Here is a 13,355-nt window from a genome sequence, read left to right on the forward strand (position 1 = left end):
AAGGGATATGGTACGCTCCGCCGCTGTGGCTCCCGAGAGAGAACAGCATGTCACAATCCCGGCGTCTCCTGATGCCATCAGCCCGGACTGGCTGACGCTGGCGTTACGGCGTGCAGGTGTGCTTCATCACGCCAATGTCGTGGCCGTCAATGTGCGGCCTGTCGCGGGCGGCAGTGGCTTTGTGGGCCAGACGGCCCGCTTGCAGATTCGATATGACCGGCAAGAAGCAAGCGCTCCCGCCACTGTCTTTGCCAAACTGTCCTCGGCGGATCCTGCTATCAGGCAGCAACTCCGGAAGGTGGGACTCTATGAAACGGAGGCCGGTTTTTACCGAGACGTGGCGCCGCTGCCGACCTTCCCCTTGCCGGTTCCTCGGCCCTATCTGAGCCTGTACGATGAAGAAACGAGCGAGTGTGTCCTGCTGCTGGAAGATCTCGGTCAGGTGGAGTTCGGAGACAATCTCACCGGCAGTTCTTCAGCGGATGCTCCCATGGTCGTCCGGCACCTTGGGCGCTTACATGCGCGATTTTGGAATGACCCGTTCCTGAAAGAGTGGCCCTGGTTACGTACGCTCACCGATGAAGCCGAGACCCGGATCGGCCTGTATCGGGCGATGTTGCCGCGATTCGAACAACGGTGCGCCGACTTTCTGACACCGACCTTGCTGCGGTCTGCAAGAAGGTTTGGAGAAGTGTTTCCGCAGTATGTGGAGCAGACTTCAGGCAAGCCGCAGACCCTGACCCACGGAGATTTTCGGGCCGACAACTTTGCCTTTACCACGACGCGCGAGGGCAGAGGCGTGACGGTATTCGATTGGCAAGTGGCACGGCGCGCGCCTGGTCCTCGGGATCTGGCCTACTTCCTGTCCGGCTCGCTCCCCGTGGGGGAGCGCCGCGCCACGGAAGAGTCGCTGCTGAAACTGTATGAGGAGGCGCTGGCGGCCAATGGCGTTGAAGGATATACCGGCGAGAATCTCAGAAGGGATGTTCAAGCCGGACTTGCCGCGCCGCTCACCACCTGGGTCATCGCCGGAGGCATGCTCGACTTTTCGAGTGAACGTGGAGCCAACTTGGTGAGGCAGGTATGCGAACGGCTCGATGCCACGTTGAAGGATTATCAGTTTATCGATTATCTAAACAAGCTTGCCGCGCCTCGTTCCGGGTCCGGTCGCACAGTGAGACTGGAGAAACACGAAACGTATTCCGCCGGATATGATCCGATGGTGCTGCAAGGGCTTGCCAGACGAACCGCAGCCCGGGATGCCGCGTTCTTCATGCCATACCTCAAATCGGACATGCACGTGTTGGATTGTGGATGTGGGCCGGGGGGCATCAGCGTCACGCTGGCGGAACTGGTTCCTCAGGGACGGGTAGTGGGAATCGATATTGAGGACAGCCAGCTTGAGATGGGGCGCCGAGAGGCCCAGCAGCGCGAGATCGGGAACGTCGAGTTTCACCACGCCAGCCTCTATGCGCTTCCGTTCGCGGATGGAACCTTCGACGCAGTGTTGGCCCATGCCGTGCTGTATCATCTCGCCGAGCCGATGAAGGCCTTGCGGGAACTGTGGCGCGTGCTCAAGCCTGGTGGGGTGATCGGGCTGCGGGATGCCGATTTTGATGGGGATGTGTACTATCCTGCCGATAAGGACGTCGAACGGTTTTGGAAATTGACGGTGCAGGTGATCGAACATCACGGCGGCGATGTCCGGTTCGGACGCCAACAACGCCGGCTGTTGCGGGAGGCTGGATTTCGGAATGTGGTTGGCTCAGCGTCGTCCGATGCCTTTGGCACACCCGAGATGACCGCCGGCTTCAGCCGTTACTTCGGCGGCGTGTTTTTGAATCAGCACCGCGAAGTGATTCTGAAAGAGCAATGGGCGACAGACGCTGAGCTCATCTCCATGCAGAATGCGCTGATCGCTTGGGGCGGCAGTCCGGACGCCTTCTATGCCCGCTGCCGATGCGAAGCCGTGGGGTGGAAGTGATCGTGCTGCTCTATTCATTTCTTAAGGGGACTTCGGTGCAGTGGTCTCGGCCAGTCCCACTGGCCGAACAGATCAACGTCAGTCCTCCTTCCGCTTCGATAAGAACCTGGGTCAGCGATCTCAAAACATTCGAACGAGCGCATGACTCCGTTTGGCGTTGACCGGAGCAGCAGGGAGAAGGGTTGCACTTCTCCCTGCCTCATCTCCTCCAGAGCCGCTTTGTAATCTTTCAGGCCGTACGGCGGGATGGAATCCGCCGATGTATCGTTGCTCTCGTCCGCCCAATGGGTTTCTGTCGCGGCCGGCCATTGTTCTCGATGGTCTCGGCTCGATGATCACCGGCTTGAAAGACGAGTTCGAGTCCGAACTGCTTCAGGGTGCCGACATCTCGCGCCTCGGCATCCCGGATGGTCAACGTCCACGAGCCGTTGAGGCTCTTTCCCTTGAATCCGGCCAACGCGATGGTGTCCAACATGTCGTAGGTCCGTTTGATATTGTGGGCCGCCCCTCCCGCGCGGTTATGTAAGGAAACTTTGGCGGGAGTGATTCCGCGAGGAGGACTCAATGTGACGATGAGATCACCGATGTAGGTATGTGCCAGATCGAGATGAACGATCAGATTCTCCACCGGGGTCTGGTCGTTCACCTCCAGCGAAACCGAGACGGTGTGAAGATCCGGGAGCGGCTCGTTGAATGTCCGGCTGATCAGAACACGGTTTTGTGCCGACGGTTGTGCCAGAGTGACCGCCGTCTCAGCATTCAGACGACCATAACCGTAAAACCGGCTCCAGCCAATGGTGTCGTAGTGGCCACCATTGGGATCGATCTTGTCGCACGCTTGCTTCAGAATCTCTCGCACTTCCTGCCATTTGAGATCGGGATTGACCGACAAGACCAACGCCGCGACACCGGCCGCCCCGGGACAGGCGCTGGAGGTCCCTCCGAAACTGTTGGTGTAGTTGCCCCGCGGGTCTCCTTCGTTCGAATTACCGGTGTTATATCCTTGCAATCCGGTGCGATCGGTGGTCCAAATACCGGGCGTGAGAGGGGCGGGGTGTTGAAAGGGAGCATGACCCATGTCGCTGCTGGGGAAGGAACACCAGACCGCCTTCCCAAAATCGCTGTACACGCTGCGCTTGCCCCGATCATTGCAGGCCGCCACCGCGATAACGCGCTCATAACTGGCGTATCCATCGTTCTCGACACTTTCGTTCCCGTTGCCGGCCGCGAAGAGCACGATGCAGCCCTTGCCGCCTCGGCCTTTCGTCGTGGCATAGTCGATGGCCAGTTTCGTGCTGGCGGGGAGCGGGACTTTCTGATTGTGGGTCGGATCGTTGGGGTTCCACCATTGCCCATCTGTCGGCCCCCAACTGCACGAAATCACGTCAGCTCCATGGTCGGCCGCCCATTCGAACGCCTCCGCTTCTTGCTGCGAGCCGAGCGCGGAGTTCAAGCGAATCGGCAAGAGTTTCGCGGTCGGCGCGACGCCGGAGGCCTTGACCAGTCCACCCGCACAGGCCACTCCGGCACAGGCGGTTCCATGGTCTTCTGTAAAATGGGTATCTTTGGGCCGAGGATCACTGGTGCCGAGCGTGGCATCGCGAGGCGCGACGACTTTTCCCGCTCCGGAAAATTCCGGGTGATCGATGTCGACTCCATCATCGATGATGGCGATCGTCGTGCCTGCTCCCGTCGTCACCTGATGGGCCGCCTCCACGTTCGCACTGGCGGAGACCGAGGTGCCGTTGACGGTGGTGGTCTTCAGGTGCCATTGCTCGGCCGCGATCGCGCGCCGACCTTTCGGTCGAACCAGTTCCGGATGGCAATACTCCACGTCTGTTCGACTCAGGAGCGAGGAAGCCGTGTCGAAGATGGACGTGCCGGTGCCCTCCGGCGCCCCGACAAAGAAGGCATTGGTCGCATACGTCAATTCTTTCTTGATCGTGAGCCCCGCGTTCCGGATCACCGTGCGGCAGTCTTCGGGATCCGCCTCATCGACGAATTTGATGAAGAGGTTTTCGGTATAGAGCACCGGCTCTCCCGACTTTTCATCCACCATCACACCGCCGGCAAATCGGACGTCCGGAGCCGTGCGCAGCGCCGATTTACGGCTGTCCAACGACCTGCGTCCCGTCCCCGCCGGAACCCGGTAGACTTCAACGCCGGCTTCCGGAAACGTGACGACGAGATGTCCGTCGGCCACTTCCCCGGACTCCGGCGTGGGCACGGCGCCGCTTCTGATCGACCGGGTGGAGTGCGTGCGGACTGCGATTAAATCGTCGCTCTTGCGGAGCGTGATCGGGGGTTCGTTCTTCTTGCCCAATCGAACCTGTGTCAGTTCAGGCATGGCATCCTCCTCGAATGAGTGAAAGGTGGGGGTGCGTTTGTCGATCGGTCACCAACGGATAGCTCAGATTGGATAGCTCAGATTCGTATGTCTTCCCAGGTGCGAATTTCCGTTCGCATGGGGCGTAGGGTTCGCCGTTCCTCGGTAGTATAGCCGTCGAACTGTCGCAACTCGCCGAAGTCTAAGTTCGTGAGTTCTTCGATCTGTCCGATACTCACTTGATAGGTCTTGTATCGGCCGAAACCGAACGCGCGCAGCCGTTCGAGCAGATCGGATTGGCTGATCATGTAGGCGGTGGCGGACGGTCTTCCTTCGGTGACGACGGCGACGACTTTCCAATATTCTCGCGGGAGTTGTACGCCGCGATACTCCGGATCGTCATCGCGGAAGACGGGGCCGGTGAACACCGTGACTTTCAATTGGTGCGCGCGGGAATTGTGCAAGATATAGTCTTCCAGGCCAACCCACGTCCGTTGGTTGAAGTGCGCATGCTGCGGCGAACAGTTGGTGAAGTGGAACGTATCGTGATTGGCGGTGGTCGCCTCTTGTCTCCCGCCCCAGACCGGGTCTTCGCGCCGGACCAGGTGACCGCGATCCAGTTCGTTGTCGGCATACAGCACTTCGCCGGTTTGAAACTGCTCGTCCATCCGAGGGTCCAGGCTCCACCGGTCTTTTCCACGCCGGAGTCTCTTGAAACGTCCTCCGTTGATGTTGCAGGCCACATAGAGCGCTAGCCGGCGCGATTTCGACATCACGATGGAAAAATGTTGGTACTTGAGTTCCGTCCCGCAGTCGTCCCGCAACGGGGCCGCGTCATCCTGCCGTATACCGGTGAGCATCGGGTGAGGCACCTTCAAACTTTCGAGGAAGGTCGCGCTATAGCCCGATCGCCCTTCATACTCGAAGGCCGATCTGATCATCGAAACCGGTTCAAGATCACTCGTAGTCCGGGGCGTGGGAGCTGCCTTGTCGGATAATTCCCGGAGGGTTTTCATCTGGGACAATTCAGTTGTCGCAGCCACGATCATGATGCGCTTCCTTCGTCGGTGAACACGCGACACACGAATCTACACCATTTCGCTGAGGTCGGCTAGAAGCCGCACATACTTTCTATGCCAGTGGTATTGCGCCCACGCCTTCGGTCGCTGAAGGACCTTGCAAACTGCCGGCCACTAACCGATAAGAGCAAACTCGAAGGATTTATGAAGAAAGAAGGTCGAGACGAGATTCTGGTACTGAATCTCTTTTGATACGGTGGTATCCATCTTGATACACCTTGAGGAGTCCGGAGATTACCGTTCTGTTTCTTCGCCGGCGTTGCGACCGACTTGGCTGGTTTGGGAATTCACCTGGTGCCTTTTGCTCTCGTTGCTGCTGTGTCCTCAGCCTGTACTTCTTTGAGTTCATAGAGGCCCACTATTCCAACGAGTTTCTGAACTTTATCCTGTAACAACTTTTGTCGCCGTGCCGCAAGAGAGCCACTCTCAATTTTATTGAGTCGGCTGGGAAAAGTCTACTTATCGCGGAGCGTCGCCACGTCTTGCACCAGCTACGCCGTTATTGTGTCAAACACGGCCCATGTCTTAGGCCCTACGATACCATCGGGCACCAGGCCGTGTTCGCGTTGGAAAGCTCGGACTGCTGCTTCCGTCTTGCCTCCAAAAATACCGTCGACATCAGTCACCCCGGTTTTTTGCTGTATTTGTTTAACTAACTCCCCAGTTGCGCCACGCCGCAAAGTCGCTCTTCCAGGAGCAGCTCCTGCTCCAGTTGGTGGCTCAACCGCAGGAATTAAGAGCGGTGCCGGTGCTGTTCCGCTCATAATTTCCGAGACGGAAAGACGGAAGGCATTCATATCGAAATCAGGATCTGATTTGCGACCTGATGGCAAGGCATACTCTTTATGCCCAGCACAGAAATCGACAGTCTGTCCAATGTGCCGTAAAATAGCCGCCACACCGCGGTGATAAGCATTCAGTTGTACATCAGGCCAAGGAAAATCATCAGCGCCGCCAGTATTCTCTGCTTCAATACCGATAAAACTCGCATTTCCGTCGGTTACGCCGCACCAGCTACCCTTGCCTGCATGGTTACATTTTCCCGCTCCAATTACGTAATACGTACCATCGCGTCCCAGTCCCAGCTGTGACAGCGGTCCAGGAAGATCGCTGCGCCCCTCGATGAGGGTTCTTAAACTAGGCATGTTTCCATTCTTTGGCCCCACAGTATGGTGGCACAGGATACCCAGGATCTTTTTTACATCACCGCGCCCTCGGCTCTCCCAGCCGTCAACCTCTGCCACTTTTAATCCGGCTGTTCTTAAGACCGAAGGGAGCCAAGTTAAGGAATAAATCATTTCAGGCCACTCCTCCCTTTGCTGGAGGCAGTTCGTCGTCAGGAGTTGCGTTAGTGATAGGAACTTCGCAAGCGTCCATATGGCTCTCGCTCATTGTGTGCGGGTCGGCAGAGGTTGCCGATTGTGATGCTTGAGCAGCGGTTGGGCTGCCGTTTACACTAGACAATTTTTCTTCGTCCTTTCTTTTCAGCTCTGCGGCCCGGGAGGCAAAATAGAAACTGGTGACAGATGTCATTAGCGTGCCAATAAGTATCAGCAGTTGCTTGGCAAGATCGGTGGATTCTTGCGTCGGAGATGGACGTATGTGAACTGAAAAACGACGATCCTCGGGCCCGCATGGTTCTGATGAGCTCGCGCAACGTTCAGGCACAATGGCAATTACCTGATTCTCACGGATTTTTACTATATTCAATAACGCTTGCTCCTCTACGCCTGGGATGACATACGGCTTATGATCCGATTGGAACAACATAATGGAGATAATGGCAAAGAGGACAATCAATGATAAGGCAATGGCTGCCCTGATCGATCCTTCTGGAAGGGCCAGAGGCTGAGAGGGATCGTGCAGCTTCAATCTTGCAAACAATGTGGAAATCAAAGCCAACGCACCGAACAGAATCATGATTCCGAAGATCGCCAGAATAGGCAATCCTACTGGTTGATTACGGCCTATCTCATCGATTCCATAATACAAAGCGACACAAGGGAGCACGACCAGTGCCAGACCTGCGCCAACGGCTCCGCCAAAGTACTTCCCTTCCTTCTCGTTCACTGGCTCTTTCGATAACTCTGTCATTTGATCTGGCATGCTTCACATCCTCTAGATTTGTGATTCTCAAGTGTTCGCTAGTCGAGCTCTTCTGTTTCACCCTGTGAATTCACAGGGGCAAACACAGTATAGAGGCTTGCGGGTACGATGCGCTGGTAGTAATCCAGACGATCTTCTTGGCTGAACTAGAAGTTCAGATATCGTTTCAACTGGATCGCTTTGTTTTGTCCTTTGAAGGACACAAGGGCGTACAACATGAACTCCCCCCACGCTTTTATTTCAAGATCAAAAGGAGCTTTATTCACTGTCCTTTCTCGTTCCGAAAAAGTTGGATGAAGAAGATAGGTTGCCTTATCTATCTTATCCAAGATAGAAGCTTCATCCGCGTCAAGGTATATTTGGACCTGATAATAATCACTCTTGGGGATTTTGCGAGCACGATGGCAGACGTAAATGCTATCCCTAGGAATTCCGACAGCCTTGTACTGCTCTAGCTCCTCGAGATTGTCGATAATTCCTTCAGCCGTCGGTTTGGGAACCCCGGGTGCTGCCAACAACCCTTTTTTCACATGTTCAATATCACTTACGGCAAGCAGTTCTGTGCGTGGCGTGCTGGGAGGCGCAGGCGGGCCCGGCTCCTTCGGGGCTCGCTTCAAACTGGCTATTCCAGAGCCCCATGGAAAACTGAACTCCTGAATCTGAGGAAAAACCCAGATCAAAACTGCAACTGCGCCTATCAATAAGAGTACCTTGTATACCCAATCAAAGTAGAACTGCCAATTCGCGTGTGAGGCTTTGCTCTCTTCTACATCGATCTTCTTGCCTTCTACTTGCGCTTTTGTCATCTCTGCTTCTGCTCTTGTTTTTTCTGCTTGTGCCTTGAGGTTCTCTGCCATGCCCGTTGCATGAGCCTTGATCTCTTCTACTTCTACCTTTTTCGCTTCAGCTTGTGCCTTGACCATCTCTGCATCAGCTTTTACTTTCTCTGCCTCTGCCTTTAGGTTCTCGATTATATTGGATGCTTGGGCGGAAACGGTTCGCGAATAATTTGTTCCGCTCTTGCTAGCTCAAAGAGATGGAACGTTAAGCACAATGGGATCAAGAGTGTTATGAAAACCAAAGGACGAATTTTAGTAATATGCCTAAATGATTGCATGGTGAACGCTCAGATCAAGGGCTGTATGGATGAGAAAAAGGCATCTTTCCTTTAATATGTTACCTTCCATCCATAAGTGTCGGGAGCTTGATCTACTCGATCAATCTGTTTGATGCAGTGGTGATACCAGACAGCTAGGACTAGATCTTTGAGTCTCGAATTGCGCGATTCGCAGTCTGGCAGCTGATAAGTAAAATCAGCTGGATTATCACGCTTAAAGTCAGTAGCCATGTTGTTCCTCCTGAAACGATGGGCAGCTATCTTTTTAAAGAAGAGATGTAATAGTCCACGGCCTTTAGAACTGTCTCCCGCTTCCCCCATTCGTCCGTGAATTGCTTCAGATGAAGTTTCTGTTCTTCTAGTTCTTTTTGCAGGGTAGCGGTATCTGGGATGCCGTTGTCGCAATTAGGTGGCGGCGGTGAACCATCAACGCGTGGCGGGCAATCAACAGAGAAGCTATTCCTGGGCCGCTTCAGCAATCCCGTAAGCAGTTGGATCGATGATACAAGCTCACTGTGATAATCAATCACTCCATCAAAAGTCATTCTTGCTTTAGGGCTCGGCGATCCTTTTTTAGGATCCGCAATAACAATGTTTGCACTTGCTTCCCTATAATTGTTGAATTCATACTTGTCGGGAAGATACTTAATTAAGTCATCAAGTTGCTTGACCGTATGGCGGGATATTGCATCATCTTGACCGACAGGAGGCTTCGTTCCGAGCTTTGTAAGACCAGAATAGACTTCCCGAAGTAAAGTTAAGGTTCCCAGCCCACTCTTGCCTGATAGCTTATCCGAGAAGGCAGCAGCTTCGGCGGCCCTGACAACTGCGTCAGCTGTGTTCCCCTTTAATTCCCCCTCGTCATCTTTAGCAAACATGAACGCCGCACCGGGCTGAGACACAGCTGTCTTGCCTACGGCTAAGCGCTGGTATATTCCCGATGACTTGCCAGTGTCAAAAATTCCTCCATAGCGCAATTCCATGATTACCTCACCATGGTCTTTCGCTCCATCTCCCATTGAATTTTGTGCGGTTGTGATTTTTTCGGCAGACCGATTAGTTGGAACAACTGCTAGCTCAGCCCGTTGATAGCCAAGCTTGGCCTGAGGTACTTGAGTTGCTGGATTCTGAGAGACTTCCACACCGATCGACGTTCCGGTGGCAGCAATAACCGAGTGGTTATAACTGTGGCAACCCATTTGGACGCTCAAGCCAACGCCCAGTGTCAAGAGTAGCAACAGCTTCATTTCATCGAACATGTTGTCCACCATCTTCTTCCTCCATTTCCGCGCTAGGTGTATTCACGGTCAAAGGCCCACCAAATGGTTTGGATACTTCCACCCGAACATCGGATGCTCCCGGAGCAACTGTTACAACCGTACTTGCTGTGTATCCAATACCAAATTTAAGCCCAGGCCGGTCAGATAAGGTAATTCCGAGCGCAGTAAGATCAGTAGCAACAACAGCATTGCGGGAAGCCTCGTTAGTAGATACCATTCCGAAACCGATCACGATGTGATGTCTCGAATTGTTTTTTCCGTTCATGCTCACAGCACAGCCTGACATTGGTATCAGGAAAATTAATAAGGTTAGATATTGAATAATCCGTCTGTTTTGAAAACACCCGGTTATCATTAGAATAGCGTCACAAGCTCGGTGTCAGCGCGACTATTGGCTTTTCCCGTGCTCCGCGCCGCTTTGCGGTACGGAGTTTCACCGGGCGGTGAGAGTGACCGTGAGCAATAGGAGCAACCACCCAATGTTCAACCACAATGAGCTGCGCATAGGATACCCTTCAAACCAAAAGCGATATGATGCCAAGCACGCCACTAAAATCTTGATGTGCGCATGAACTAGTCCGATCGGTCATGCTGCTTGTCCATCAACAAGCTGTGTAATTTCATGTGCAGTTCCTTCCAGCAAAGAACGGACCACACCGGAATCCATGAGTATCATGTGAATTTCCAAGTATTGTGACGATGGATGATGTCGGCAGCATGTCGAGGTGAATCTCTTTCGATTCATGAAGTATCGAATCAGATTCATAGCTCTTTCTCGAACCGTCAGATTCTTGTGAGCGCGCTCGAATCTTATGACTATTCACACGCATTTCGAGGAATATGTCTCATTCATTCGCGGCGGGATGGTAGCGCTGAAGGAAAGACGAAGATATGACTCGGAGGTGTAGAGAAGAACAGATCTATAAATAGATACGTATAGCTCTACACTGAAATTAGAGCCCAATGGTCTTCTCCGCTACTTTTTATGTGTTCACATGAGAATCGTCTTGCGGCGGCAGCGTGGCATCCAGCATGGCACGCTGTTTCAGCAGTGCTGTCCGAGCTTTCGCGAGGGTGCAGCGGGCAAATGTGATGCTATCGCCGGGACTCAGCTGGGCGGCGAGGGGGAGATCCGCAGAGATCACCACGGCGATCTTGGGATAGCCGCTGGTGGTCTGACGGTCGGCCATCAAGAGAATCGGTTGTCCGTCCGGCGGTATTTGTAGCGCTCCCATCGCCGTGCCATCGGAGATGAATCGGGCCGATTCTTTCCAAGCGATTTTAGGTCCGGTCAATCGATACCCCATGCGATCTGATTGAGGAGAGACAATGTAGGCTGCTGTAGTCAATGTTGCGAATGAGTGTTCCGAAAAGAAACCTTGTTGAGGGCCGGGAATGATGCGAAGGGTTGCGGAATGTTCGTAGCGAGGGTGTAGGTGGTCTGGAAGTCGTGTGCCGATCGACCGATCTGTGGATTTACCTGGTTTCCCGCTGCACAAAATATCTCCCGACTTCAACGGCCGTCCTCCGAATCCGCCGGTTTCGCTCGCGCAATGTGTTGATCGGCTGCCCAAGGCCGATGGAACATCGATCCCGCCGGCGATGGCGAGGTACGCACGAGCGCCGGCACGTCGTGTGCCAAAGCTTAATCGGCTACCTCGTTGAACTGTGATGCTTTCCCACATGGGAATACTGTGGCTGTCGATGGTTGGAGAGAGATCCGCACCGGTGACGGCAATGACGGAGTCTTGTTCGAACTGAAGTTCGGGTCCTTTCAGCGTGAGTTCGAGCACCGCCGCCCGGTCTGGATTCCCCACCAATCGATTGGCGACTCTCGTGGAGAATGAGTCCATCGCGCCGGCGGCGGAAACGCCATAGTGTTGATAACCGTATCGTCCGAGGTCTTGCACCGTGGTGAGCCATCCACCTTTGACCACGATGATGCGGGGGAGATCGCTGTCGCTCATACGCGGTGAACATTGGCGACACGGAAGCCCGCCGATTCAATTTCCTGTCGAACGAGCTGGACGAACTCAATCGCGTGAGGGGTATCGGCATGAACACACAGACTCTCAGCTTGCAGAGAGATTCGCCGCCCATCGATACTCGTGACAGAGCCTGACAGGATCTCACGCAGTTGCCGACGAACTTGCTCCTCGTTGTTCAGCAGTGCGCCTGGTTGGGAACGGGGGACCAGCGTTCCATCAGAGCGGAACGCGCGGTCGGCAAACGCCTCCTGCACCACAGTGAGTCCGGCGCTTTTTCCGCTTTCAACGAGCACTGATCCCGCGAGGGCGAAGAGCAGCAAACGGCGATCGAAGGAAGCCACGGCTCGGGCGACCGCGTCAGCTGCTGTTCGATCTCGTGCCGCCAAATTGTAGAGCGCGCCGTGCAGTTTCACATGGCCGAGCGTGAGATGATCCGATGCCAGGACCTCGGCCAGGGTATTCAGTTGTGTGGTGACCAGTAATTCAACCTCTTCCTGAGATGCGTGACGATCCCGGCGGCCGAAATCTTGGGCATCGGGAAACCCCGGATGGGCGCCGATCGCAGTTCCGTATTGCGCGGCCAGCCTGGCGGTCCGGCGCATGAAGTGAGGATTTCCGGCGTGACCTCCGCACGCAATATTGACCGAGGTAATCAGCGGCATGAGGTGCGCTTCACGAGCCAGCGACTCCGGGCTCTCGTACTCACCCATGTCGCTGTTCAGATCAATGGTCGTCACCCTGTCCCTCGCGGCTCAGACGATCGAATTCACCGTGATCGATCGACTTGAATTGGACCATGTCGCCCGGTTTCAGCAGGAAGGGGACTGCGTTGCTTTGGCGATACAACGAAATTGGTGTCCGGCCGATCAGGCGCCAGCCACCAGGCGTCGTGGTGGGATAAATGCCGGTCTGGCGATCCGCGATACCCACTGATCCAGCGGGGACCTTGATGCGTGGAGTCGGTCGTCGAGGCATGGCCAGCCGCTCAGGGACGATCCCAAGATAGGGAAAGCCGGGACTGAATCCGAGCATGTAGACGCGATAGCGAATCGAGGTGTGTAGCTCAATGACCTGCGCTGGTGTCAGGCCTGCGAAGGCTGCGACTGCTTCCAAGTCAGGTCCCCATTCGTCGCCATACAAAACGGGAATCTCATGGAGGGTGCCATGCGACTCGTGTTCATGTGGCTTGGGCCGAGGCAGTCCGCGCAGCTTTTCTGTCAGGACAGAGGAATCCCATCGAAGCGGGTCGAACGAGACGGTGACTGATCGGTAGGCGGGGACGACATCCAGGATGCCCTCCCACGCTTGGTCAGCAATAGTTTTGGAAAATGCGATCGCGCGCGCATTGATCTCCGGATCGATCTCATTGCCGAACTCGATCGTGATGGCTGCGTCGCCGAGCGGCAAGATGCGGAATAGTTCTTTAGACGTGCGACGCGGCCGCCGTACATGAGCTTGTGGTGGCATAGACTCAT

9 protein-coding genes and 1 pseudogene are annotated in these 13,355 nt (G+C 54.8%); 1 reads left to right on the forward strand and 9 read right to left on the reverse strand.

Features of this window, described 5'->3' with window-relative positions:
* Nucleotides 1-7 precede the first annotated feature (7 nt).
* Nucleotides 8-1,984 (forward strand): hypothetical protein, encoded by a 1,977-nt coding sequence (locus tag A4E19_20755; protein OQW30998.1) that lies wholly within the window; start codon nucleotides 8-10, stop codon nucleotides 1,982-1,984.
* 343 nt (nucleotides 1,985-2,327) lie between these two features.
* On the opposite strand, the pseudogene A4E19_20760 reads toward A4E19_20755, so the two are convergent.
* The 9 genes and pseudogenes from A4E19_20760 to A4E19_20800 form a co-directional block, all read right to left on the reverse strand.
* Nucleotides 2,328-4,331 (reverse strand): annotated as a pseudogene (locus A4E19_20760) (peptidase S8).
* Between the two features lie 77 nt (nucleotides 4,332-4,408).
* On the reverse strand, nucleotides 4,409-5,359 hold the full coding sequence (locus tag A4E19_20765) for a hypothetical protein (protein OQW30999.1): 951 nt from the start codon (nucleotides 5,357-5,359) through the stop codon (nucleotides 4,409-4,411).
* A 521-nt stretch (nucleotides 5,360-5,880) separates the two neighbouring features.
* The gene (locus A4E19_20770) at nucleotides 5,881-6,687 is read right to left on the reverse strand and encodes a peptidoglycan-binding protein (protein OQW31000.1); all 807 of its coding nucleotides are present in this window, start codon (nucleotides 6,685-6,687) and stop codon (nucleotides 5,881-5,883) included.
* Nucleotide 6,688: 1 nt separating this feature from the next.
* Nucleotides 6,689-7,495: a hypothetical protein gene (locus tag A4E19_20775; protein OQW31001.1), complete on the reverse strand. Its 807-nt coding sequence runs from the start codon at nucleotides 7,493-7,495 to the stop codon at nucleotides 6,689-6,691.
* A 146-nt stretch (nucleotides 7,496-7,641) separates the two neighbouring features.
* Complete coding sequence (locus A4E19_20780; GenBank protein ID OQW31002.1) at nucleotides 7,642-8,418, reverse strand: hypothetical protein; 777 nt, start codon at nucleotides 8,416-8,418, stop codon at nucleotides 7,642-7,644.
* A 451-nt stretch (nucleotides 8,419-8,869) separates the two neighbouring features.
* A complete protein-coding gene (locus tag A4E19_20785; protein OQW31003.1) occupies nucleotides 8,870-9,883 on the reverse strand; it encodes a hypothetical protein in 1,014 nt (337 codons plus the stop codon).
* A 992-nt stretch (nucleotides 9,884-10,875) separates the two neighbouring features.
* Nucleotides 10,876-11,859, reverse strand: a complete 984-nt coding sequence (locus tag A4E19_20790; protein ID OQW31004.1) for a hypothetical protein — start codon at nucleotides 11,857-11,859, stop codon at nucleotides 10,876-10,878.
* Entirely contained in the window at nucleotides 11,856-12,617 is a 762-nt protein-coding gene (locus A4E19_20795; GenBank protein ID OQW31005.1) for a hypothetical protein, read from the reverse strand. Before A4E19_20795 ends, A4E19_20790 begins: the two co-directional genes overlap by 4 nt.
* Nucleotides 12,604-13,347 carry a hypothetical protein gene (locus A4E19_20800; GenBank protein ID OQW31006.1) on the reverse strand — a complete coding sequence of 248 codons (744 nt, stop codon included), beginning with the start codon at nucleotides 13,345-13,347 and terminating at the stop codon, nucleotides 12,604-12,606. Before A4E19_20800 ends, A4E19_20795 begins: the two co-directional genes overlap by 14 nt.
* Nucleotides 13,348-13,355 lie beyond the last annotated feature (8 nt).

Origin of the sequence: Nitrospira sp. SG-bin1 (assembly GCA_002083365.1) — a bacterium.
In the GTDB taxonomy this organism is placed as follows: Bacteria; Nitrospirota; Nitrospiria; order Nitrospirales; family Nitrospiraceae; genus Nitrospira_D.